This is a genomic window from Lichenihabitans psoromatis, assembly GCF_004323635.1.
In the GTDB taxonomy this organism is placed as follows: Bacteria; Pseudomonadota; Alphaproteobacteria; order Rhizobiales; family Beijerinckiaceae; genus Lichenihabitans; species Lichenihabitans psoromatis.
In genome coordinates, this window is the sequence record NZ_CP036515.1 from 2,690,409 (window position 1) to 2,713,952 (window position 23,544).

Below are 23,544 nucleotides of genomic sequence, written 5' to 3' on the forward strand. Positions count from 1 at the left end.
AAATCCTGTCCAGAGCGCCAATTTGGCAACGAGGCGACGGGTGGGCCAGACCAGAGACCGACGTCGTTGAACCGGAATGATTCAAAGTTTCGTTCGATAATCCAAACGAAATCGTTTAGAATGGCAAACGGCTGCGAAGGCTGGACGGGTCAAAGCTTGGGCTTGTCCGACGATCAACTTGCAGGTGCGTTTCCGATGGGCGTCGAAGGACGGGACAAAGCGAAAGCTCTCGAGGCGGGCGCCATCGCAGTTTCAGGCCAACTCGGGAAGACGGTTCAGCGTCTCCGCAAAGCCTACAACTTGTCGTTGTCCGAGCTGTCCGAACAATCCGGCGTCGCCAAATCCATCATCAGTCAGATCGAGCGTAACGAGACCAACCCAACTCTCGCGACCATCTGGCGACTCGCGCAGGCTCTCGACATTTCGATCGACCGGGTGCTGCAGGCGGCCGAGGATGAGCCCTTCGTCGAAAAATCGAGCCGAGGCGACACGCCGATGCTTGTTTCGGACGATGGCCGGTGTCGGTTGGCCATCATCGGCTGGATCAAGACGGTTGAATGGCTGCAATGGTATGATTTTTCAGCCGATCCGGGCGGCATGCTGGATTCGGAGGCGCATCAGCGCGGCTCGATCGAATGTCTATCTGTTATCGAGGGCGAGTTGGAGGTTGAAGTCGCGGGCGCGACCGATCGCGTTCGCGCTGGCGAGACGCTTCGCTACCGGTGCGACCGTCCGCACACGATTCGCAATCGATCGGGCGAGTTCGCGCGCGCCACAATGGTTTGTATTCTGAAGGCGGCCGTCATGGAATAGGGCGGCTCGACGCCGCTGGCCTAGCCCCAGAGCTCCGCGCTCGGCGGATAAACCATCGACCCGTCATAGACCAGTCCATGCGGCCGATCCTCAGCCAGGAGCAGCGGCCCGTCGAGGTCGACGAAGCGTGCGCGTGGCGCGAGCAGCATCGCGGGCGCCATGGCGAGCGATGTTCCGACCATACACCCGACGAACAGTCCGAAGCCAAGCCGCTCACCCTCGTCGGCCAGAGCCAAAGCCTCGGTCAAGCCGCCCGTCTTGTCGAGTTTGATGTTGATCACATCATACCGGTCGACGAGGGCCGCCAAGCCGTTTCGGTCATGAACACTTTCATCGGCGCAAACCGGAACCGGGCGCGTCATGCGGGCGAGAGCGCCATCCTGACCTGCTGGCAAGGGCTGTTCGACGAGCGCGACATGGGCCGCAACACAGGCCGCGAAGTTGCGATCAAGGTCGTCTTCGCGCCACGCCTCGTTGGCATCGACGATCAACTCCGCATCCGGTGCCGCCGCCCGCACCGCCGCAATCCGGTCCGGGTCTCCAGCGCCCCCAAGTTTGAGCTTCAGCAACGGGCGTTCTGCGGCCGCGCGCGCCGCATCGGCCATGCTGTCCGGCGTCCCGAGCGATAGGGTGTAGGCCGTGGTGGCCGGGCCGATCCGATGCAGACCGGCCAGTGTTTCGGCCCGGAGACCCAGGCGCTTGGCCTCGAGATCCCACAGCGCGCAATCCACCGCGTTACGCGCCGCTCCGGCAGGCAGCATGCTCTGCAACGCCTCCCGATCGGCGCCGTTTTCGATCGCGTTCCGGAGGCTTGCGATCTGCGCCAAGACGCTATCGACCGTCTCGCCATAGCGTCCGTAGGGCACACATTCGCCCCGGCCGCGATGCTCCCCCTGCTGAATAGTGGCTACCACGACCGTGCTGACGGTCTTGGCGCCCCGCGCGATCACGAATGGCGCCGCGAGCCGAAAGGTCTCGATCGCGGCGGTCAGTGTTCGCATCATGGACGGAGGCTCCTCGACGTCAGCCGAGACGCCCAGCCGCATGGGCCAGCATCGTATAGACCTTGCCGGTCTCGGAGGAGAGATAGCGGCGTGTCACGCTGCCGTCGGTGTCGTCTCGGCTGACCTCACTGAGCAACCGCTCGAACTCCTGCGTGTAGCGGTTCACGGTCTCGGTGAAGTCCGCGTCGCTGCGATAGCGGCGACGGACCTCCTCGAAGGTCTGTTGACCCTGAGCCGTGTAGATCGAGCGTCCGAACACGTGGGTCTCGCCCCGACGGAAGCGCTCCCATGCTTGGGTCGCTGCCGCCTCGTCGATCAACCGGCCAATATCGAACGAGATGCTCGCGAGCGACCCCGCCGTTGTGGAGGCGGCCTGTTGCGGGGCAGGCGGCTTGACCGCTTCCAACGCCGGAGACCCCTCTGACGCCTCGACATTATCGTCGAACGAGGCGCGAGCGAGAAGATCCGACAACCACCCCGGGCCACGTTCGCCGGTCAGCGGAGCAGGACGCGCCGCAGCGGGAAGCCGCGGACCCCCGTCCGGATTGCGGGTGGCGTCTGTCGTCCGCACCGGAGCACGTGCCGGCACAAGTTGCTGGCTACGGGGCTCAGCCGCCCGCGCCGGCGCGCGCCCTGTTGAGACCGCGGTCTCCGTGCTGTTTGTCCGTCGGGCCGAGGCGGGCTCGATCACATCGTTGCCGTTGCTGGTTCGGGCGATGACCGCCGTCAGATCCTGCAGCGCTTTGACTTGCTCGTTTACCACGCGACGAACCTCGGCGGCCTGCTCGGCCGTTTCGCGCGGCAACTCGATGGTCGACCGATGCAGATCCTGGCTGGCGGTTTCGAGCTCGCGATGGATCTCACTCGCCATCTGCCGGATTTCGCCGGCCGACGCGCGGAACTTCTCGACTGCGCTGCCGAAGATCGCTGTCATGTCGGCTGTCGACTGATCGTGGATCGTCCGCAACGCGGCGGCAGTTCGGTCGCGTTCGTCCACCGTAACGGTCCGCACGGCGTCGAAATGCTCGCTAATGGCGCCCGTCGTGGCTTGAGCCGAGTCGGCCAGGAAAGTGCCGAGGTCGCGCGCCCGCGTCTCGGCGTGATCGAGCGAATCGTCCACAAGGCTCGCAAAAGAGCGCATGACACCGTCGAAGTCTTCGACCCGGGCGTTCACATTAGCCAGCAGTCCATCGAGCGTCGCGCGGCGACCATCGATCTCTGCATCGACCTCGGCCTGCGTCTGTGCCAGCGCCTGTGCCGCATCGATCAAAGCCTGATGATGCGTCTCGATCGACCCAGCCACGGCGCGCGCGTCGCCAATGCTGGTTTCGGCCGATTGGCTGATCGCGTCGACCTGCGCGGTGACGAGGCCGATGTTGTCGTTGAAGTCGGCCAGACGGTTCTGCAAGCCTGTGTCCACGCCCGAGAGGGTCGCGGACGCTTCGTCAATCAGATGCGAAAGTGCCGCATTGGTTGCGCCGAGCCGCTCGAGCAGCGCCCCAACTTCATTCTTCAGCGTGTCGCTGGTCCCGACCAGAGCCGCGACCGAGGTGCGCGCGCCTGCATCGAGCGAGCGACGGAGCGTCTGCGCGGACTGATCGATGGACGTGGTCAGTTCCGCCTGCTTGGCGCCGAGATGCTGAACGATCGCATGTCCGCGATCTTCGATCGTCTGCGCCACCATCTCGCCGATGCCGGCGAGTTCCTGCGCGACTTCGCCGCCCCGCGCCGACAGGAGGTCGACCAGGATCGGCCCCTTGTTGTCGAAGAGATCATGGAGATCGCCCGACCGGCTCGCGAGGGTCTGGTGCAGCACGCGGCCGCGTTCGTCGAGCGCGTTGCTGATGTCCCCGAGACGCGTTTCGAGTGTCGTATGGAGCTCTTCCAGCCGATCACCGATCGCCTGATTGATCTCCTGGGTCCGCGACCCGAGGGAGCCGTCGAGGTCGTGAACGGCCGTCGTCAACGTGTCGCGGACGAGGCCGAGATGCGTCTCGAGGCTATCGCCGAGGCCGGTCGTGCTGGCCTGTAGCGTCGTGGCGAGCCGTTCGGCGCCGCCATCGAGCAAGTTGTCGAGGGCACGGATGGCGTCGTCCAGCGTGGCACGCAGCTGGGCGGCATTGCCGTCGAGCGCGGTTCCGATCTCGCTCGAGCGGCTTTCGAGGGTGCGAGCCATGCTCGCGGCATGTTGGGCGAGCGAGCGGTCGAGCACCGAAATCCCCGTGCCGAGGACGTTGCCCATCGTGGTGACGTTGCCGGTCAACGACGTTTGAAGCGCCTCGATGTTGCCGGTCAGGACCCCTTCGATCTCGGTGGTTCGGCGTCCCAGCGTCTCGGAAATATCCTCGGCGCGAAGCGCAAGCGCGTGGTCGAGGCGTTCGGCTGAGCCGTCGAGCGCGTTCTGCATCGTCCCGACATGGGTCGCGAGCGAGGCGTTGATCTCGCTCGCCCGCTGTCCGAGCGTCCGCTCGATCTCGTTGGCGCGCGCGCCGAGCATGTTGGCCATCATGGATTGGGTAACGCCAAGCGCGTGATCGACGGCATTCGAATGCGTCAACAAGCTGTTCTGGAGCGCATCCGCTCGGACCGTCAGCATCGCGTCAATTGCTTCGACGTGATGTCCGACATCGGCCGCATGGGTCGCGATGACACCCTGGAGATCCGCAACCGAGCCACCCAGCACGGTCTTCATCGTGTCAACATGGCCGTTGATCGCCCGACCGACGTCGTTTTCCCGAGCCGCAAGCGCCGCGCGAATCTCGTTCGCCTGGAGCTGGATCGCATCGGCCTGCGTGCCGAGCGCGTCATGCAACACCGTCACACTGTCGCCGACGACCGTCTTGATGCCGTCGACATGCTGCGTGACGGCATCGTTGATGGCGGTCGTCCGCGCCTCGAGTGTGCGCTCGATATCGTCGACACCGGTCCCGATCGTGGTGCGGATGTCGTCGAGCCGCGACGTCAGCGTCTCGTGCATCCAAGCGGTGCGTTCCTCGAGGGCCCCGGCGGCCTGTTCGGCGCTGGTCCCGAAGGTGGTGGTGAGGGATTGGACGTGGGTGTCGAGCGCGGCGTAAAGCGCTTGGCTCCGCTGCGCCGCCGCTGTGTCCATCGCTTTCGTGCGTTCGGCGAAGATGCGATCGATTTCGCTCGCTTGGCTGCCGAGGGCGTTGGTGACCGCGGTCCCACGCCCATCGAGCGTCGTGCTAACCTGATCGAGCCGTTCGACGACATCCTGCTCCAACCGCGCGATGCGGGTATCCAGGCTCTCGGCGATCGCATCGGCACGCGAGCCGAGCACGCCATCGATTTCGGCGACCTTGGCCGCAAGAGTATCGGCGATCTGACCGGAGCGGTCGATCAACAGAACATTGATCTCCTTCGCCTTCTCGTCCAACGCGCGTGTCACGTCCCGGCTGCCGTCACCGAGCGCCTTGGCGACTTCCAGGGTGCGCTGCGCCAGCGTCTCGTTCAAGGTCTTGGCGCGAGCATCAAGCCCCGCATGGACCCGCGACATGACGCCATCGAGCGACTCGCCGATGGTTCCGGCACGCGAACCGAGACGCTCCTCGAAGGCGTGCATCTGCGCTTCGATCGCCTCTGATGTTTCGCGTGAGCGATCGGCGAGGCGTTCCACCATTCCTTCGCCATGCCCCGCAAACACCACCTCGATCTTGCCGAGACGATCGGCAAACTGGGTGGCGAATCGATCCGTATGAGCGTCGATCGAGGCGTTCAACGAACCGGTCTGCTGGCCGAGCGCGGCATCCAAGCCGGCCAATTTGTCGTTGATGTGCTGGTTGACCCGGTCGCCATGCGTGCCGAGAGCGGCGATGACCTCGGCGACCGTGTCGCCGAAGCGGGCATGGAAGCCCGTGCCGGTCTCCGACACACCGGCGATCGCGTGATCCGTCGCCTGGGCGAAGTCACGCTCCAAGGCTTGAAGATGCTCGGTGAGGATCGCGCGCAATCGGGTCTCGCGATCCGACAGCAAGGCCGCGAGTTCCTCGGCCGATTGACCGATCCCATCGCGCGCTGCGGCAGCCCGTTCATCGAGCAACCCGGCGATCCGATCCCCAGCCTCGACGATCTCGGCGCTCCGACCATCGATCTGTTGGCTGAAGTCGGCGCCGGAGCGATCGAGCGCCTCGCGAGCCGCGACAGCCCGCGCCGCGATCGTGGCCGCGATGGCTTCTCCGGCGGCCACGAGATCGGCCTGCCGCTCGGCAACCGTGCGAGCGATGGTTTCACCCGAAACGGCAAGCGCATCGGTGGCCGACAAAGCCTGCTCGCGGACGGTCGCGGCCATCTGCTCACCCATGGCCCCGAGGCCGACATGGTGGTCGGTCAACATCTGCGCCAGCGCATCGCTCGATGCCGCGAGCGCCTGTGCGGCATCGTTGGCCCGTTCGTCGAGCATGGCGGCGAAGCGCTCGCCCAATCCGGTCAGCGCTGCGGTCTGATCGGTGAGATCGGTTGCGATCCTGTTGTTGGCCTCGTCGAGCACGGACTGCACCGCATCGGCTCGCTCAGCCGCTGCTTGCGCCAGGAGGTCGCCGAAGTTCGCAAGCTCCTGCTGATGTTTGTCGAACAACTGGCCGAGGGTGCCGCCTGCATCGGTCAACGCCGCGAGCGATTGGCTGGCGTAACCTTCGACCGCCGCTCTGAAATCCTCGCTGGTGGCCGCGAGCGCGGCATGGCGCTCGTCGAAGAGATGGCCGAAGCGGTCTGCATGGTCATCGAGAGCGTCGCGCGCCGCGAGGGTGCGATGCTCGAGAAGATCCGCGACGCGATCGCCCGCCGCCTTCAGGGCGGATTCGCGCTCGTCGAAGAGTTGGCCGATCTGCTGGGTGGCAGCCTGCACTCTGTCGCTTGCGGTTGCGCTGCTCTCCTCGAATGCGACCGTCATCCGCTCGCTGAGATCTGCTAAGGCCGAGCCGTGATGCTCGACCAACCGGCCGATCGTTTCGGTCGATCCGTTCAGGAGATCGGAGGCCTGCGCGGTGCGATCGGTCACGAGACCAGTGAATCGGTCGGCCAGATCCGCCAAAGCGGCGTGACGTTCGTTGAAAACCTCACCGATGCGATCGTGGCTGGCCTGGACATCATGACGCGCCGCCTCCGCACGCTCGTCCAGCGATGCCGCGACGCGATCGCTCAGATTCGCCAATTCGGTGCCGTGATGCTCGATCAGACGCGCGATGGTTTCGGCGGATCCGCTCAGCACATCGGCTGCCGCATGGGTGCGTTCATCAACCACGGTCGCCAGATGGTCGCCGACGGCGGCGAGCGCCGCATAACGTTCGTCGAGGCTCGTCACGACGGAGTCGCCCAGGTTCGCCAGTTCAGATCTCCCGCGCTCGAAAGCGAGCGAGAGCGCTTCGGTCGAGCCGGTGACGGCTGCGTGGCTGGCTTCGTCATGTGCCGCAACGGTCTTGAGCAACGTCTCGCTCAAGCTCGCCAATTCGGCCTGTCGCTCGTTGAACAACTGGCCAATTGTTTCGGTCGTTGTGGCCAGGATTTCGCGCGCACCGATCTGGCCCTGCTCGAGCGTTGCCGCGAGTTCGGCCTGAACGGCGAGGAGATCCGCATGCCGCTGGCCGAGAAGCTGATCGAGTGTTTCGCCAGCGCCATCAAGGCTCTCGCGGGTTGCGTTGGCATGATGGTCGAGCAGGGAAGCGAAACGGTCGCTCGCGCCGTCGAGATCCGCGTGGCGAGCGCTCAGCACCCGCTCGAGATCTTCCGCATTGAGGCGCGCAGCCTCGTCATGACGGGTGAAATGCTGGTTCAGCAGCGCCGCGACGCGGTCGCCGGTGCCGGTGAGTTCTGCGCCATGCTGATCGAACAGCCGATGCAGCCGCTCGCCTGACAGATCAAGCGCTTCTTTGCTGGCGGTGACGCGCGTCTCGACGTCAGCGGCGATCTGCTCGATCGCATCGACGACGTGGCTGTGCCGATTTGCCAAAAGCCGATCGACCGCCTCGCCTGATGTCTCGATCGCGACGCGGACGTGGTCGGCGCGCTCGTCGAAGCGCTGCACGAGGGTGTCGCTCGCCGCCGCGATGTCGTGGAGGCGCGCGTCGAAAAGCTGCTGAAGAGTCGCGTTCGCATGGTCAAGCGCATCGCGCGTCTGATCGGTCCGGGCGGCCAGCAAGGCGGTGAGCCGGTCCTCCGAGCCGACGAGTTCGGCATGCCGTGCATCGAACAAGCCCGTCAGGGTCTCGGCCGAATGTTCGAGAGCCTCCCGCGCCGCGAAGGTGCGGTCCGCGAAAAGGTTGGCGACGCGCTCGCCCGTGACCGCGATCGATTCGTCGAGGGCCTTGCCATGAACCGTGACGGTCTCGTGCAGGCGGTTGTTGGTTTCGGCCAGACGCCCGACCAAGCTGTCGCCACGCTCGGAGATGGTCTCGGCGATGACGGCCCCGGTCTGCTCGATCCGTTGAGCCACGTTCTCGCCACGCAAGCTAAGATCGTTGAGGAGCGCGTCGCCGGCAATGCGAAGTCGGCCGTCGACGGCGCTGATCCGTTCGGCCAAGGCGTCCGCAACGCCCGACGTCGCGTCGGTGAGCTGCAGCGAAACCGTCGACGTCGTATCGGTCAGATGACCGACCATTTCGGCCCCGTGGGCAGCGATCCGCTCTGCCAGCGTATCGCCTGTGCGGCCCAGCGACGCGGTAATCTCTTCACCTTTGATGCCAATCGCTGTCGTGACCCGCGCGCCGGCCTCGCTGACGCTCTCAGCGATGCGGTTGCTGGTTGCTTCGAGATCATGGGCGAGGCTTTCGTTCGCATTCGTGATCGCCGTCCGCACGCGATCGGCGTTGAACACGATCGCTTCGCGCTCGCTCGACAATTCGCCGATCAGCTGGCGCATACGCCGCTCGTTATCCGAATAGGACCGCTCGAGATTGGCGACTTCCGACCGCACCATGGTTTCGAGTTCGCTGGCGCGGGCGAGGGCCCGCTCGATCCCGTCACCCATGGAGGCGACTTCGCGTCGAATCGCGTGGGACAGGTTGACGACCTGTTCGGTCGCGATCGTCTCGGGTTCCGCGAGCCGGATGGCGATTTCGGTCATCGACCGGGCCGTGAATCGCATCTCTTGCGCCCGACGCAACAGAACCGCCGAAACGACCATAAAGACGATCGGCCCGAGCAGGGTGGCGAGGCTGATGGCAAGGTCAGGCCCCGTAAGACCCTGGAGGCCGGTGCCACGTCCATAGAGGGTGTAGAAGAACAGCCCGGCCCAGAGAACCGATGCGGCGGCGGCGACGATATAGGGTGTGGGGCTTGGACGCGCTCGCAAGGTCTGCAGCATCTGCCCGACCGAGCGTCGATCGTCGTTGGCCGGCGGTCCGGCCGGCGCGAAAGGCGGCGCGTCGCGGCGGGTCGCTTCGGCTTTCGGCGCCTGAGCGCCAATTTCGGGCGCCGTGGTTCGGTCATCCGTTTCGTCCGATCGGGATGCGCTCTGCAGCGCCGGAGCGGTATCGGGGCCGTTCATAGCCCGCGTCGATTGGATGTCGGGTGCTGTGGCGTCCTGTTCAGGCGCAGGGCCGCTCAAATTGACGAGATTGAGGGCTTCCTCGATGGCCAGGAGCGCTGCCGCAGCAGGATCCTTGGCTTGATTTTGCACGCCCATGTCCACACCTCAACGCATACACGCTTCGACCATCAAGACGCCGCCGGATCGGACCCGCGAAACTCTTGATCGAACCAAAGAAGAACAATCAAACTCAAGAAAGAACTCCGCCGATCAATCGTTTGTCGCATGATTGAATCGACGTGATCTTCCCTCTTAGCCAACATTCCGCCGCTTAACGATCATCATTCGGATCGATGATGTGGAAAGCAAAGGATCATTAACCAAACCGCAGTCTACTCGCGTGAGGCTCCGTTGCAAACGCACGCACGATCGAAAGAGGCAAACGTCGTTAACGCGCGGCGTCTCGAACATTTTTCATAGACGCTCAGCGCCTCTGTCGGTCGCCGGTCTCGAACTTCACCATACCAAGGGTTCCATGATGAATGCGATGCCGTCCGCCACCCGTCACGCGGATCTTCTGCCGAATCCCTACCGATCCTCGCCTGTTAAGCATGACGACGATCTGCCGAGCATCGACCTTGTACATTTGTCGCGTCAAACGCTCGGCGATCGGGATCTCGAGGTCGAATTGCTCAATCTCTTCGCGGAACAGGCGCGACGCATCGTCCAAACCCTGACGTCCTCGTCGGCTCAAGGCGTGATGATGCCCAAGCAATCGGGCGATCTTTTGCATAAGCTTTGTGGGTCGGCGCGCGCCGTCGGCTCATGGCGCGTTGCCGATCAGGCGCAGTCGCTCGAACGGGAGATTCGGTCGGCTGATCCGCACCATTCGGTCAAGCTGAGCCGCGACAAACTGGAGCAGCTTGGGGGCAGCGTCGATCTTGCTTGTTCGGTCATCGACGATCTGCTTGGCCGTCCCGAGTGAGTCCGGCTTTATAGCGTCAGTTAAGGACGTTTAGAGCAAGGCGCGACGGAACGGCACTCTCGCCATCGGCGCTGAAACTGGCTAAGAGCAGCGGAGCGTTCGATGCGTCGCCCGCCGGTCCAGGGCTCAATTTGAGGCGCACCGGCTGTCGCTGTCTCGTCTTTATCAGTACCGGGGGCTCACCGAAGCGTCATGGCTAAAATTACGTTCATCGACTCATCGGGCCACTCGCGCGACGTAGAGGCCGAGCAGGGCTCGACCGTGATGGAATCAGCAGTCCGCAACGGCATTCCCGAAATCGAAGCGGAATGTGGTGGCGCCTGCGCTTGCGCGACCTGCCATGTTTATATCGAGCCCGAATGGGTCGAGGCGACCGGCAAAGCCGAGCCAATGGAAGAAGATATGCTCGATTTCGCATTCGAGGTGAAACCGAACTCGCGGCTGTCGTGCCAAATCAAAGTGAAGCCGTCGCTCGATGGACTGACGGTTCGGACGCCCTCACGCCAGGGCTGATTCGGCTCCAGTCGCCGCGATGTCATGTCCGCGTCGCGGGACTTTCACATCGTACCCTGTTTGCGCTATTGAGCCTGTCCGGCTCGACCCTTTTGAGAAACGACCCGGTCGCGTCTCGAGTGATGCGGACCCGAGGATTTATTGATGACTGAAACCATCGTTACCGATGTGGTGATCGTCGGCGCCGGCCCGGTTGGGCTGTTCACGGTGTTCGAACTCGGCCTGCTGGACGTGAAGGTCCACATGATCGACATTCTGAGCAAACCGGGCGGTCAGTGCTCCGAGCTTTACCCGGAGAAGCCGATCTACGATATTCCTGGCTTCCCGCTCGTGACCGGACAGGCGCTGGTCGACAATCTGCTCGAGCAATGCAAGCCCTTTAGCCCGACGATGCATTACGGCGAGATGGTCGAGTCGGTCGAGGTCCTCGGCGACGCGACTGCGCCGAAGTTCCGGTTGCGGACCGATGCAGGTCAGATCTTCGAGTGCAAGTCGATTTTGATTGCGGCGGGTGGCGGATCGTTCCAGCCCAAGAAGCCGCCAATCACCGGCATCGAACTCTATGAGGGCACGTCGGTCTTCTACGCGGTCCGCAAAATGGAAGCGTTTGCGGGCAAGAAGGTGCTGATCGTGGGCGGCGGCGATTCGGCGCTGGATTGGACCCTGAACCTGCATCCCCTGGCCGAGCGCGTGACCCTGCTGCACCGACGGGATGCGTTTCGTGCCGCACCACATTCGGTCAACGCGATGCGAGAACTGGTCGGCAATGGCGCGATGGATCTGCTGCTTGGGCAGGTTACCAGCCTCAAGGGGCAGGATGGTCAACTGCAGGGCGCCGCCATCAAGCATGACGACGGAACCACGACCGAGATCGAATGCGACGTCTTGCTGCCCTTCTTCGGGCTGACCATGAAGCTCGGACCCATTGCTGATTGGGGTCTGAACCTGCACGAGAATCTCGTGCCTGTGGATACCGAGAAATTCGAAACCAGCGTGCCGGGCATCTTCGCGGTTGGCGATATCAACACCTATCCGGGCAAGCTCAAGCTGATCTTGTCGGGGTTTCACGAGGGAGCACTCGCGGCCCAGCGGGTGCATCGCTACGTCTATCCGGAGAAGCGCCTGACGTTTCAATATACGACGTCGTCGACGAGCTTGCAGAAGAAGCTCGGGGTCGCCTGAGGCGTGTCCCGCATTAGGCCCGCGCCGGGGGGCGCGGCGCGGGCCATCCCCGAAATTCTCGGACGGGGAAAGCGTGCCGAAAACGACGGTCAGAGGGGACGCCGACCGTCATCCACACGCTCGCTAGAAGCTACGACCCGTCGCGGGCACGAGTTTCGGCGCAAGCGATAAATATCTCTCCGTCACGTAACGCGTTCGACGGCTGTATCGTATCTGTGTCGGGGCCGGTATCCAAGGATACGGCGAGAGTGACAGGCGAGACGGATGACAATCAAGACGCTTCCATGGCTTGACCGCACGGGCCGGCTGTCCTGGCTCAAGCTTGTCACATTCGTGCTGCTCTTCGTGCCCGGCCTGTGGATCGCGCTGCAACTCGACATGGGCTGGCTACAGCCGAAGCCGGTCACCGAGGCGATCCATCAATCCGGGACCTGGGCGGTTCGGTTCCTGCTGATCTCCCTCGCGATCACGCCACTCCGCCGATTGGCGCAATGGAATAAACTGATCGCCATTCGCCGCATGCTTGGCCTCGCGGTCTTGGCCTATGCGGCCCTCCATTTCACGCTCTACATCGTCGACCAAAACTATGATCTCGTGCATGTCGCGACCGAGATCGTGTTGCGCTTCTATCTCACGATCGGGTTCGTGGCCTTGGTGGGCTTTATGATCCTGGGAGCCACGTCGACCGATGGCATGATCCGCAGGATCGGGGCCAAACGTTGGAACCGTTTGCATCAGATCGTCTATCTGCTCGGCGTTCTGGGGCTTCTCCACTTCTTCCTACAGGCGAAGCTGAACATTACGCAGCCAGTTCTGATGGCCGGCTTGTTTCTGCTGCTGATGGGCTACCGCCTGCTGCAGAAGCGGGGCTGGGCCGATCAGGTCGTGGCTTTGCTGGCGCTGGCGGTGGGTGCGGCTTTCGGGACGGCGTTGCTCGAGGCCGCTTGGTATCAGATCGTCAACAATCGGCCGTTCAGCCTCGTTCTTTCTGCCAACCTCGATTTCGACTCGCCGCTGCGATCATCTTGGTGGATCTTGGCGGTCGGGTTGGTCGTGGTTCTGGTGCGTGTCACCCGTCCGCTCTGGGTGAAATATACGTCCGGGGCGAAGCAGCCGAGCCGACGCGAGCCCCGCGCCACCGTGGCGCGGTCGATCTGACGTCCGTCAAAGACTTTTGTCGCCGCCGAACAGAAACGGCGCGACATCCCGCAAGGCCGGCTGTTTGAGAGCAGCGAATGGCATGGGGCGACACACCGCCATGGCCGATAGTCCCACCCGCGTGGTGAGAAGCCCGTTCAGCACGCCCTCGCCCAGCCGAGCCGAGAGTTTAGCCGCAATCCCGTGGCCGACAACCTGCTGCAGGATGCTGTCGCCGACCGCCATGCCGCCCGTGATGGCGAGATGCGCGCCGACGGATTTGGCCAGCCGCACGAAGCCGAGAAGCCCCGGTCGGCCGCTGTAGATTTCCGCAATGCGGCGGATCAGCCGTACCGTCTGGCCGATCACAAAGACCACATCGAGAATCGCGCGCGGGCTGATGGCCGTCACGACCGACACTCGCTTGGCCGCAAGCGCGATCTCGCGTTGGGCCAGAGCGTCGAGCGGACCCATCAGGTGACGCTCGGCGAGATCGATGAGGTCGCGTCCGTCGATGATCTCGGTCGACAACGCCGCGAGATCCTGGCGGGCCCGTGCGGTTTCGGGTCGCGCCGCATAAACGGAGGCGAGATCCTTGATGCCGCTTCGCGCCGCGTCGCGATCGTCGGCCGCATGGGCGTCGGCGAGCCGCTTATGCAACACGGCCACGTGGCGCTGACGCGCCACCCCGAGCGCCTCGCGAACCGCCAGTCCCACAAGCGCCAGCGCCGCGAGCGCCGCCAGCGCGACTCCCACCCAGCCAAGGCCCGGCACACGCGCGAAAAGATCGTCGATCAGGCGCGTGATCCAAAGGCCCACCGCCAGTGACACGAGGCCACCAAGGGCCGACCAGAACAGGCCGCCCCAGCTCAGCAGCCCACGCGCCACCATGCCGCGCCGCTGCGCCACTTCGATCGCGACTTCCTCGCTCGGCATACCGTCAACGACGGCGGCGGCCTCGCGGGCATAGGGGTCAGGCTGCTCCTCAAATTCGACGCGAGCGCTCGGGCGAAGAACGCGCGGCCGCTCCCGCCACGCAGGCCGTTCCGCGGTGGCGTCCGATGCGACCCCGTCAAGCGGAGCCTCGGCTGTCTCCGCGACCTCCGTCGTCGTCGCGCCGATCGGTCGATCGGGCGTGATTTTGAAGGCGCGCGGGCGGCGAAGCTCCGCGCGGGGCGGAAGGTCGGTCATGCCAGCCGGTCTCCAAACAGGAACTGCAGGGCGCGGTCGAGCCGGATGTGCGGCAGCGGCAAGGCGGCGCCATCTGGACCCCGCACCGCCTGCGGCGGACGGAACTTGACGAACCGATAATCGGCCTCGCCATCCGCCACCGCCAAGGCATCGCCCCGAAATGCGAGCTTGGGATCGGAGGGTAGCTCGCCCGGAAATACCGCGGCTTCACTCAACCCATCGAACGTTTCGCCGTCGATCCGCTCGCCGGCCAAGGGTGTTCCGACGATCGCGTCCAGCGTGTCGCGGCCTTCCTTGACGGCCACTTCCCGCGTGGCGCGAACGGCCGCCAGAGCGATCACATCGACGCTGGCGCCGACGCCCTCGGCCCGTGCAATGGCTCGAGCCGTCAAAACCCGCAGGATTGATTCCAGCCGGTCATGGCTGGTGTGGTGCAGATGGTCGGCTTTGGTGGCCGCGAACAGGATTTTGTCGATGCGCGGCCGGAACAGCGTCGACAAGAAGGAGCTGCGGCCGGCCCGGAAAGCGAGTAGCAGATCGGATAGCGCGACCTCGAGATCGCGCACCGCACCGGGGCCGGAGTTCAGCGCCGACAGGGCGTCGACCAGAACGATCTGACGGTCGAGGCGCGCGAAGTGATTGCGGAAGAACGGCCCGACCACGTGGCTCTTATAGGCTTCGTAGCGCCGCTCCATCATGGCCGCGAGCGAGTTGGAGGGGACACTGGCGCCCTCGTCGACCGGCAGAGGCGCGAAGGTCAGGGCTGGCGAGCCTTCGAGGTCGCCGGGCATCAGAAAGCGTCCGGGCGGCAAGGTCGAGAGGCTGTAGAGTTCGGTACGGCTGGCGCGGAGGTAGGCCGTGAACAGCTCGGCGCTGCGTCGCGCCACCTCCTCCGAGCCGGGCGCCATTGGATCGAGCCCCTGCAGCGATCCGCGCCAGGCGGCCGCCAGCGGCGCACGGGCCGCCAAAGCGCTGGCCTCGAGCGTCTCCCGCGACCAGCGGGCATAGGATTTATTCAGCAGCGGAAGATCGAGCAGCCATTCGCCGGGATAATCCACGATGTCGATCGTGAAGGTCGAAGGCCCGGACCGCCATGCGCCCTTGCGCTCGAACTCCAGCGTGAGGCGAAGCTCGGAAATGCGCCGCGTCGAGTCGGGCCATTGCCGATCCACCGTCAAGGCCGCCAGATGGTCCTCATAGGCAAAGCGCGGCACAGCATCATCGGGTTGAGGCCGGAGATAGGCACGGGAGAGGCGCCCCTCAGCCGACACCCGGAACACCGGAAGCTTGCCGCCTTGCGTCAGATTATGCACGAGCGCGGTGATAAACACCGTTTTGCCGGCCCGCGACAGCCCGGTGACGCCGAGGCGAAGCCCGGTTCCACTGACATAATCCGCGAGACTTTGAGCCGCGATGCGCGCGTCGTGGATGATGTCGGTCACAAGCGGCAAGGCATTATCCCACATGACAGTCGGCAGCATCTAACCATCATGGTGCTGTTTTAACAGCGCGGGCCTGTTCTGTTTGAACAGCGATGGCCCGATCCACGGCGGCGCGGACCAGCGCGTCGTTTGCTCCCAGCGGGCCGATTTCGACCGCCGACATGTTGTGCATGACGCGCGCCAAGCTCGCCGTTGGGGTGCCGTCGGAGAGGAAGAGATTGAGGTCGGCGTCGATGCCGGACGCAACGCCCTCCGCCGTTTTGGACGCATAGGCCTTGATGCGGGCTTGGTCTCCCCCGCATGTCGGCAAGCCGCCGCTGGGTCCCGCACCGAACGCTTGCAGCGACAGGCTCGACAATGGCAGCGTCGGAAGGTTGACGGCGCGTTCTCCCAATCCCACCGCGATCGATGGCGCGCGCGCAAGGACGATCTGGCGGTCGGGCACCACGGAGCGGTGCAGGCGGCCGGCCCGACCAGCGATGCGATGTCGGCCGCGCGAGGCGAGGAACCGCCATCGTAAGGTGCGCCCGAGTCCGCGGGTGGAGAGGCCGTCAGCGCGATTCGTTCCGCCTCGCATATCGACGCCGCATTCGGCTGGCGCCCAGTGCGAGATGATCGCCATGGCCGAATGCCGCCCATAATCGAGATAGTAGCGGCGAAGCAGCAGAGCCGCGACATCAGCGCCTTCGCGAGCCGACGAGAACGCCACGTGACCATCGCGATCGGCCGCGATTTCGCCGGCCCAACCGGCGCGCTTAATGCACCAGTAGTTGTTGAGGCGAACGCAGCGGGTGACTTGCGGCGCATCGCGCCCTGTCGCCAGTCGCACATCGGCTGTCGGGGGGAGGGTGAGATGAAGCAACGCCTCGCTTCGCCAGTTGGTGACCTCGCGCTCCTTGGGGTTGAACGCGACCGGGCGAGACCAGGCCGAGGGAAGCGGCGGCGGCACGGGCGGACCGGCGACCAGCAGCGCCGTCACGACGATCAGGATCAGGTCGAACATGATCGATCCGGTCCTACAGCCACGGATCCGACATCAATCGGCCTTGCCGGATGGGTCGCTCCAGACGAGCGCCTCCAGACGTTGATCTTCGCCTGCCATGGCCTGTGGCGCGCCAACGTCCGCCCAATGCTCCGCCGACAAGGCGATGACCGCGAGGGCTGAGGTCGGAAACCGGGTCGCGAGGCGATGCAGGTCAGGGAGCGAGCCAGCAGCGGCCAGTTGTCGCGCAAGCTCGCCAATACCGGGGTTATGGCCGATCACGAGGAGCGATGTTGCTGTGTCCGGTATCGTGCGGATCAGCGCCAGAATGTCGGGGGCGGTCGCATCATAAAGCGCGGGCGTGATCTCGATCGTGCGGCTTGCGGTCTGCTGCGGCATGGCCTGTTCGAGTGTTTCGCGCGTCCGGGCCGCATCGGACACAAGCATGAAATCGGGGCTCCAGCCCTGTCTTTCGATGACGGCTCCAACCTCTCGCGCGTCTCGGAGCCCGCGGGAACTCAATCTACGGTCGTGATCGGCCTGGCCATTGGGCGCCATCTCGGCTTTGGCGTGGCGGAGGAGAAGAAGTCGCTTCATGCGTCGATGGACCTTGGGGCAGCGCCGCGACATCGCCGCCGGTTGGGAAAAAGAATGCGGGTATCGGCCGGTTTCGTGCTTATACCATGCCGTTCAGGCTGAGGCTCCGACACACAGAAAAAGCCACGTGCTGACGTTGTAGCGGCGAACAAGCGCCGCTATAAGGCCGCCAACTAAACGGGGGAGCCCGCCACCCATGATGCGCTCTGCGACGATCGATGAGGGCTATCGCCCTTCGGACGATGAGACGTTCATGAATGAACGTCAACGTGAGTATTTCCGCCGCAAGCTTTTGGTGTGGCGTGAAGATCTGCTGCGCGAAAGCCGTGAGACACTGACGGCTTTGCAAAACGAGAACGAGAATCACCCCGATTTTGCTGATCGCGCGTCGTCTGAAACCGATCGCGCGATCGAGCTTCGCGCCCGAGACCGTCAGCGCAAGCTGATCGCCAAGATCGATTCGGCTCTGTCCCGCATCGACGATGCAACCTACGGATATTGCGAGGAAACCGGCGAGCCGATTTCTTTGAAGCGCTTGGACGCGCGGCCAATCGCCACTTTGTCGGTCGAGGCGCAGGAGCGGCACGAGCGGCGCGAGCGGATCTACCGCGACGATTGAGGCCGAAAAACGAGGCTCGGCCTCACCGGCCGAGAAGAAATGCCGTGATGCCCAGCCCCACGGTTGCCGCCACAGCGCCCAGCAGGAAGGGCGACGCGGTTCCGAAACGGTCGATCAGGAGCCCCGCGAGCGGCCCCTGAACCCCGAGCGACACGTCGAGAAACACCGAATAGAGACCAAGCGCCGCACCGCGGCTCTGGGCCGGCACACGGGCGACCGCCACGACGCCGAGCGCCGGGAAGATCGGCGCGAAGCCAAAGCCCGTCAGGGCCGCGCCCACCATGGCGAGCGCCGGGATCGGTGCGCTCCACAAGACCAGCAGACCGGCGACTTCCACCGTCGCGGCCACCAGCGTCACGCGCAGGCCGCCGTGGCGGAGGATGATGTTGCCGAGCATCAAGCGCGCCGCGATGAAGGCGATACCGAACGAGCTCAGGGCGAATGACGCGCCCTGCCAGTGGCGGCTTTCAAAGAAGAAGGTCACGAAGGCCGCGATGACGCCGAAACCAGCGGAGGCGCAGGCCAAGATGCAGCCAAACGGCATGATGCGGACCAGCACGCTTTTCGAACTCAGCCGCTTTTCGGTCAGCACCGCGACGGCCGGCTTGCCGATCGCCATGGCGAGGCCGATCACTGCGAGAAGGCAGGACACCAGCCCGATGCTGGCGAAGCCGAAGCGTTGCACCAGAAGCACGCCGATCGGCGCGCCGACCGCAAGAGCCCCATAGGTCGCGATGCCATTCCAACTGATGATGCGGACGGTGTGCTGCGGCCCGACCTGACCGATCGCCCAGGTGATGGCGCCGGTGCTGACCCAGCTTTCGGCGATGCCGAGCGCCAGCCGTCCGAGCAGCAGGAGCGTCAGGCTGACGACTGGAGAGCCTTGCGCCAGGCTAGCCGCCAGCGTCATGAGGCCGCTGAACAGGCACCCCGCGAAGCCGAGCAGCACGGCACGCTTCGGGCCATAGGTATCGGTCATGCGGCCGACCTGAGCGCGGCTGATGACCGTCGCGACATATTGGGTGCTGATCGTGAGCCCGGCCAGCACCACCCCGAAGCCGAGCGTCGCATGAACGTAGCCGGGCAAAACGGCCAGCGGCAATGCGATCGCCGCGTAACCCACGAAGGTGACCAGCACGGTCGTAAAGATCCGCACGTTGGTCGATTGCGCGGGAGCGCTGGCGCCTGTCGAATGCTGCATAACGTTGACGGCTCTCCCCCGCATCACGCGGCGCATGACCGCAGGCTGTGGTCGGTCGATTTCTCGTCGTTGACCAGATTTGAATCGACATGCCAGCTATTTTGGTCGGCAAGTGCCGACGGTCGGCGAGGGCCGACGGTCGCAAGTGCCGCCCTGTGGGATGCGCCTTGCTAAAGACCGATCGCCGAGAGGCCGCCCTCTGCCAGATCGATCGGGCCGAGATCGCCGATGGCGCTGAGGTCCGGCAACAACCCCCGCCGGCTCGCGGCGATCTCCAATCCGTTTGCCCCTAAGCCGATGCGAAAAAGATGATAGGCGGCGCGATGATTCGGGCTGCCCGGCACCGCCGACGCTGCGGGAACGCCGACGACCGGCACGAGGCCGTTCGGCCCGGGCAGGTGGGCCAGCATGGCCCGGTGGTTATGTCCGTGCAGGATCAGTTCGGCGCCATGCTCGGCAATGATCCGTGCAAAGGCCGATGCGTCCCGAAGCCCGCGTCCAGCACTGGCGCCGGCCCGATAGGGCGGGTGGTGGATCATTACGATCCGAGTGAGCTTGCGTCGACCCGCATCCGCGAGAAGCGTGCCGAGGGCCTGCCGCTGCGTGGAACCGAGCGCGCCGGAAGCGAGGAAGGGCGCCGTCGGCAGCGCCGACGACACGCCGATCAGGGCGACATCGCCGCGCTGCCGCAGGTAGGGAAAGAGGCCGGTGACAAGCGGCGCTCCAATGGCGCTGAGATCAGCCAGCCACGGCACGAAGGTGGCGGCGAGCGGACCCATCGACGAGCGGACGTAGGCATCGTGATTGCCCGGCACGAAGCTCACGTCGCGCGAGGGCCCGAGGTCGCGCAGCCACTGGGCCGCGAAGGGAAATTCAGCCGCAAGTCCGAGGTTCAGAATATCGCCCGTCATCGCGATGTGGTCGGGCGCCTGTGCCTTGATGTCGGCGACGAGGTCGGCCAGCACATCCATGTCGTGCAGGCGGCCGCGCCGGTTCCAATTGACATAGCCGGTCAGCCGCTTGCCCAGCAGCTCACGCAGGTGCGGCCGCGGCAAGGGTCCGATATGCGCGTCGGAGAGATGAGCGAGCAGGAAGGTCACGCGCGATGCTGTCGCCCGGCCGACGGCGCGCCGTCAAGCCCGATCCAGGCGCAAGCATCCGGCTTCCCTCATGCTAAGAGGCGTAGATTGCTGCAATTGCGGCTTTGACCGGAAGGGTGACACGTGAAAAGGCCGACGCTTCCCGCATGGACCCGTCGCTCCGTCGAGCGGGCTATTCACGTCGGTGCGCTGCTGACTCGGCCGCTCACCATGGGCGTCAGGGCCATGGTGATCGACCCGGAGAGCCGCATTTTGCTGCTCCGCCATAGCTATGTGCCGGGCTGGCATTTTCCCGGTGGCGGCGTCGAGCGTGGCGAGACCATCGCGGTCGCGATGCAGCGCGAGTGCCGGGAGGAGGCCGGCGTGCATGTCAAAGGGGCTGCGCTGCTGCACGGGCTGTTTCTCAACCGCAACATCGATCACATCGCGGTCTTCGTGGTTCGCGATTTTACGCGGGACGCAGCGCCGCAACCCGATTGGGAGATCGTCGAGACCGGCTTCTTTAAACCTTCGGATTTGCCGCCCGGAACCACCGATGCAACGCGACGACGCATCGCCGAGGTTCTGGACCGTGTCCCACCCGCCGAAACGTGGTAGGCGACCACCGACGATCTAGTGAGTTTCCCGATGTCCGATGCCGTTCTCAGCCTGTCCATCGTGGTCGCCCCGGAAGGCGCGTCCGACGCTCAAGCCGTCGAGCGATTGAACGAGCGTGCGTTTGGCCCTGGTCGCTTCGCGCGGACGGCCTATCGGCTTCGCGAGATGGCGGAGGCGCCGCGCGATCTCTCCTTCGTGGCGCGGGTCAGCACATTGCTGGTCGGGGCCAACCGCTTGACACCGATCCGGTGCGGCACGGCGCCGGCCTTGCTGCTCGGCCCGTTGACGGTCGATCCCGCGTTCCGATCGCGCGGCGTCGCGCGATCGTTGGTCGACATGTCTCTCGCGGCTGCCAAGCAGCAGGGCCACAAGCTCGTGATCCTGATCGGCGATGAAGCCTATTACAAACGCTATGGCTTCACGCGCGTGCCGCCCGGTCGCCTGACCCTGCCGGGGCCGGTCGATCCCGCCCGGCTCCTCGTGCTGGAACTCGAGTCAGGCGCCTTCGAGGGGGTCAGCGGCAGCGTCGGGGCCTGAGCGTCGGCGACTCAGCCGTCAGGCCGTGCCACCATCGCGCCGCTTGAAACTGAACCGCCGCCCTTCGTAGAGCCACGCCAGAATGGTGCTGCCTAGTAATAACAGTAGCCCGGAAAGGCCGATCGCGAGCGGCACGATACCGACGCTCTTGACCACGCTGGCTTGAGTGCGGCGAATGCCGATATAGTCCGAACCGGCATAGCGGGGACTGTCGCCCATGGCCACGAACCGGGGCAGGGCGATGTCGCTCCCCGAGCCGGTGCCGATCCGGCGGACGGACCCGCCCGTCGCCTCGGCGAGTGGCTTCAATCGATCGGGCGTCGAGACGACCTCCTGAAATTCGCGCGGGTTCTCGGGGCCGACATTGGCCAGCACCGTCAGGGTTCCGTCCGTCAAACGATAGAGGCCGAGCTCGTCGACCGAGATCGTTGCGCGCGACAGGCCCGGTTCGGCTGCCGCCAAAATGACGGTGCGGGTCGCTCCGGAGGGTGCTGTGACGATGACGGGCGCGACCGAGCCTTTCACGCTCTGCCGCTCGATCGACAGCTCCTTGCCGTGCAGGCTGGCCCGCAGCGCTTCTTCCTCGAGATCGGGTTCCTTCATGAGCCAATGAGCAAGGCGACGGGTCAGATCGAGGTAGGGGCCACCGCCCTCGTAGCCGCGCGCCCATAGCCAAATCTGGTCGCTGAGCATCAGGGCCACACGCCCTTTGTCCTCACGCGAGAGAACCAGCAACGGCTTGTCGTTCTGGCCCGCCATGACGGAGGTGCCCTTGACGACATCGGCGTCGACCTGGCGGAACCATTGTCCCCAAGCCGGCGGGGTGGCGTCTCCACCCGGCAGGCCCCGCGTCACCGGATGCTTCTCGCCATCGGGCGTGATGGCAGCGCGGAACGGCGCCTCGGTGACCGACCCAGTCGGCCGCGCGGGCGCGATCGCACCGAGCGGCGAGTAGAACAAGCCATCCTGCGTCGCGTAATCCGGGCCGACCGCGATCAACAACGCCCCGCCATTGCGGACATATTTGGCGATATTGTCGAAGTAGACATAGGGCAGGATCGATTGGTTCGAGTAACGATCGAAGATAATGAGATCGAAGTCGGTGATCTTGTTGCCGAAGAGTTCATTGGTCGGGAAAGCAATCAAGGCGAGTTCGTTGATCGGCGTTCCGTCCTGCTTTTCGGGCGGCCGCAAAATGGTGAAGTGGACCAAATCGACGTTGGCGTCCGATTTGAGGATATTGCGCCACATGCGTTCGCCCGAATGCGGCTCACCCGAGACGAGCAGCACCTTTAGCTTGTCGCGCACACCCTCGATCGTAACCACCGCCTTGTTGTTGATCCCGGTCAACTCGTCCGGCAACGTCGGCACTTCGATCTCGACGACGTTCGGGCCGGCATGGTCGACCGGCACCGCAATCTGGATCCTGGCGCCGACCTGCGCTTGCAACGTCGCGATCGCGACTCCATCGCGCCGGACGTTCAGTGTCACGGGTTCGCCCTTGTCGCCGGTATCGAGCACGCGGGCCGTTATGGTCTGCGTCTTGCCGACGATCCCGAAGCGGGGAGCGTCGACAAGCTCGATGCGTCGATCGCGCTCACCCTCATGGCCGGTGATCAGCACATGCAGTGGGGCTTTGAAGCCGAGTGCATCCACCTTGGCCGGGGTGTCGTCGACGAGGCCGTCCGTCACCATGATGACGCCGCCGACATGATCCGGCGGCACGTCGGCCAGCCCGGCATTCAGGACCGCGAACAAGCGCGTGCCGTCGTTTTCGGCATCGGTACGGCTGCTTTCGATGAAACGCGGCTCCACATTGCCGAGCGCCGCGAGGTTCTTCTCGATTGCGTCGCGCGCCTTGGTGGTCTGGGCGGCGCGTTGGCCGATGGTCTGGCTGCCGCTTTCGTCGAGCACTACCGCGACCACGTCCTTGAGGCCCTGCCGATCCTCGCGCACGAAGGAGGGACCGGCGAGCGACAGCAGGATGAGCGCCAGGGCTACCAGCCGCAACAGCGTGCCACGCCGCCGCGACCAGAAGCCGAGCACCACGATCGCGAGCGACAGCACCGCGAGCCCGACCAGCACGGAGAGCGGAAGCAGAGGCGTGAAATCGAGCGAAAAACTATTCACGGGCGTAGCGTCGCCTTGCTGATGTGTGGAGCCG

The 23,544-nt window shown here is 64.8% G+C and carries 17 protein-coding genes; 8 read left to right on the plus strand and 9 right to left on the minus strand.

Going from position 1 to position 23,544, the window contains the following annotated elements; all coding sequences use genetic code 11:
- The first annotated feature begins 195 nt into the window (after window positions 1–195).
- The gene (locus EY713_RS12520; protein WP_131119643.1) at window positions 196–813 is read left to right on the plus strand and encodes a helix-turn-helix domain-containing protein; all 618 of its coding nucleotides are present in this window, start codon (window positions 196–198) and stop codon (window positions 811–813) included.
- Window positions 814–833: 20 nt separating this feature from the next.
- Here the strand turns inward: EY713_RS12520 and dgcA are convergent, their stop codons facing one another.
- Together dgcA and EY713_RS12530 are read right to left on the minus strand one after the other, a co-directional pair.
- Entirely contained in the window at window positions 834–1,814 is a 981-nt protein-coding gene (gene dgcA, locus EY713_RS12525; protein ID WP_131119645.1) for an N-acetyl-D-Glu racemase DgcA, read from the minus strand.
- A 22-nt stretch (window positions 1,815–1,836) separates the two neighbouring features.
- Window positions 1,837–9,453: an apolipoprotein A-IV repeat region-like domain-containing protein gene (locus EY713_RS12530; protein WP_131115317.1), complete on the minus strand. Its 7,617-nt coding sequence runs from the start codon at window positions 9,451–9,453 to the stop codon at window positions 1,837–1,839.
- A 391-nt stretch (window positions 9,454–9,844) separates the two neighbouring features.
- Here EY713_RS12530 and EY713_RS12535 point away from each other — a divergent pair, with 391 nt between their 5' ends.
- The 4 genes from EY713_RS12535 (at window position 9,845) to EY713_RS12550 (ending at window position 13,135) form a co-directional block, all read left to right on the plus strand.
- The gene (locus tag EY713_RS12535) at window positions 9,845–10,282 is read left to right on the plus strand and encodes an Hpt domain-containing protein (protein WP_165491117.1); all 438 of its coding nucleotides are present in this window, start codon (window positions 9,845–9,847) and stop codon (window positions 10,280–10,282) included.
- Window positions 10,283–10,474: 192 nt separating this feature from the next.
- Entirely contained in the window at window positions 10,475–10,795 is a 321-nt protein-coding gene (locus tag EY713_RS12540; RefSeq protein WP_131115321.1) for a 2Fe-2S iron-sulfur cluster-binding protein, read from the plus strand.
- A 144-nt stretch (window positions 10,796–10,939) separates the two neighbouring features.
- Window positions 10,940–11,977, plus strand: coding sequence for an NAD(P)/FAD-dependent oxidoreductase (locus EY713_RS12545; RefSeq protein WP_131115323.1), 1,038 nt, complete (start codon window positions 10,940–10,942; stop codon window positions 11,975–11,977).
- Window positions 11,978–12,241: 264 nt separating this feature from the next.
- Window positions 12,242–13,135, plus strand: a complete 894-nt coding sequence (locus tag EY713_RS12550; RefSeq protein ID WP_170314078.1) for a protein-methionine-sulfoxide reductase heme-binding subunit MsrQ — start codon at window positions 12,242–12,244, stop codon at window positions 13,133–13,135.
- Between the two features lie 6 nt (window positions 13,136–13,141).
- On the opposite strand, the gene EY713_RS12555 is transcribed toward EY713_RS12550, so the two are convergent.
- Genes EY713_RS12555 through EY713_RS12570 form a run of 4 tightly spaced genes read right to left on the minus strand, consistent with a single transcriptional unit; the run spans window position 13,142 to window position 17,326 of the window.
- Window positions 13,142–14,305, minus strand: a complete 1,164-nt coding sequence (locus EY713_RS12555) for a YcjF family protein (RefSeq protein ID WP_131115325.1) — start codon at window positions 14,303–14,305, stop codon at window positions 13,142–13,144.
- On the minus strand, window positions 14,302–15,786 hold the full coding sequence (locus tag EY713_RS12560; RefSeq protein WP_245572703.1) for a YcjX family GTP-binding protein: 1,485 nt from the start codon (window positions 15,784–15,786) through the stop codon (window positions 14,302–14,304). The genes EY713_RS12555 and EY713_RS12560 overlap by 4 nt, the downstream gene beginning before the upstream one ends.
- A gap of 7 nt (window positions 15,787–15,793) precedes the next feature.
- The gene (locus tag EY713_RS12565; RefSeq protein WP_131115327.1) at window positions 15,794–16,750 is read right to left on the minus strand and encodes a hypothetical protein; all 957 of its coding nucleotides are present in this window, start codon (window positions 16,748–16,750) and stop codon (window positions 15,794–15,796) included.
- A gap of 33 nt (window positions 16,751–16,783) precedes the next feature.
- Window positions 16,784–17,326 (minus strand): SixA phosphatase family protein, encoded by a 543-nt coding sequence (locus EY713_RS12570; protein ID WP_165491118.1) that lies wholly within the window; start codon window positions 17,324–17,326, stop codon window positions 16,784–16,786.
- Window positions 17,327–17,525: 199 nt separating this feature from the next.
- Between EY713_RS12570 and dksA the strand changes: the two genes are divergently transcribed.
- Complete coding sequence (dksA, locus tag EY713_RS12575) at window positions 17,526–17,945, plus strand: RNA polymerase-binding protein DksA (protein WP_131119651.1); 420 nt, start codon at window positions 17,526–17,528, stop codon at window positions 17,943–17,945.
- Between the two features lie 22 nt (window positions 17,946–17,967).
- Here dksA and EY713_RS12580 read toward each other — a convergent pair whose 3' ends face one another.
- Both EY713_RS12580 and EY713_RS12585 read right to left on the minus strand, forming a co-directional pair.
- On the minus strand, window positions 17,968–19,146 hold the full coding sequence (locus EY713_RS12580) for an MFS transporter (protein WP_131115331.1): 1,179 nt from the start codon (window positions 19,144–19,146) through the stop codon (window positions 17,968–17,970).
- Window positions 19,147–19,316: 170 nt separating this feature from the next.
- A complete protein-coding gene (locus tag EY713_RS12585) occupies window positions 19,317–20,246 on the minus strand; it encodes a metallophosphoesterase family protein (RefSeq protein ID WP_131115334.1) in 930 nt (309 codons plus the stop codon).
- Between the two features lie 123 nt (window positions 20,247–20,369).
- On the opposite strand from EY713_RS12585, the gene EY713_RS12590 reads away from it, so the two are divergent.
- Both EY713_RS12590 and EY713_RS12595 read left to right on the plus strand, forming a co-directional pair.
- Complete coding sequence (locus tag EY713_RS12590) at window positions 20,370–20,843, plus strand: NUDIX domain-containing protein (protein ID WP_245572704.1); 474 nt, start codon at window positions 20,370–20,372, stop codon at window positions 20,841–20,843.
- Between the two features lie 30 nt (window positions 20,844–20,873).
- Window positions 20,874–21,380 carry a GNAT family N-acetyltransferase gene (locus tag EY713_RS12595; protein ID WP_131115336.1) on the plus strand — a complete coding sequence of 169 codons (507 nt, stop codon included), beginning with the start codon at window positions 20,874–20,876 and terminating at the stop codon, window positions 21,378–21,380.
- 18 nt (window positions 21,381–21,398) lie between these two features.
- Here EY713_RS12595 and EY713_RS12600 read toward each other — a convergent pair whose 3' ends face one another.
- Window positions 21,399–23,510: a hypothetical protein gene (locus EY713_RS12600; protein ID WP_131115338.1), complete on the minus strand. Its 2,112-nt coding sequence runs from the start codon at window positions 23,508–23,510 to the stop codon at window positions 21,399–21,401.
- Window positions 23,511–23,544: the final 34 nt, after the last annotated feature.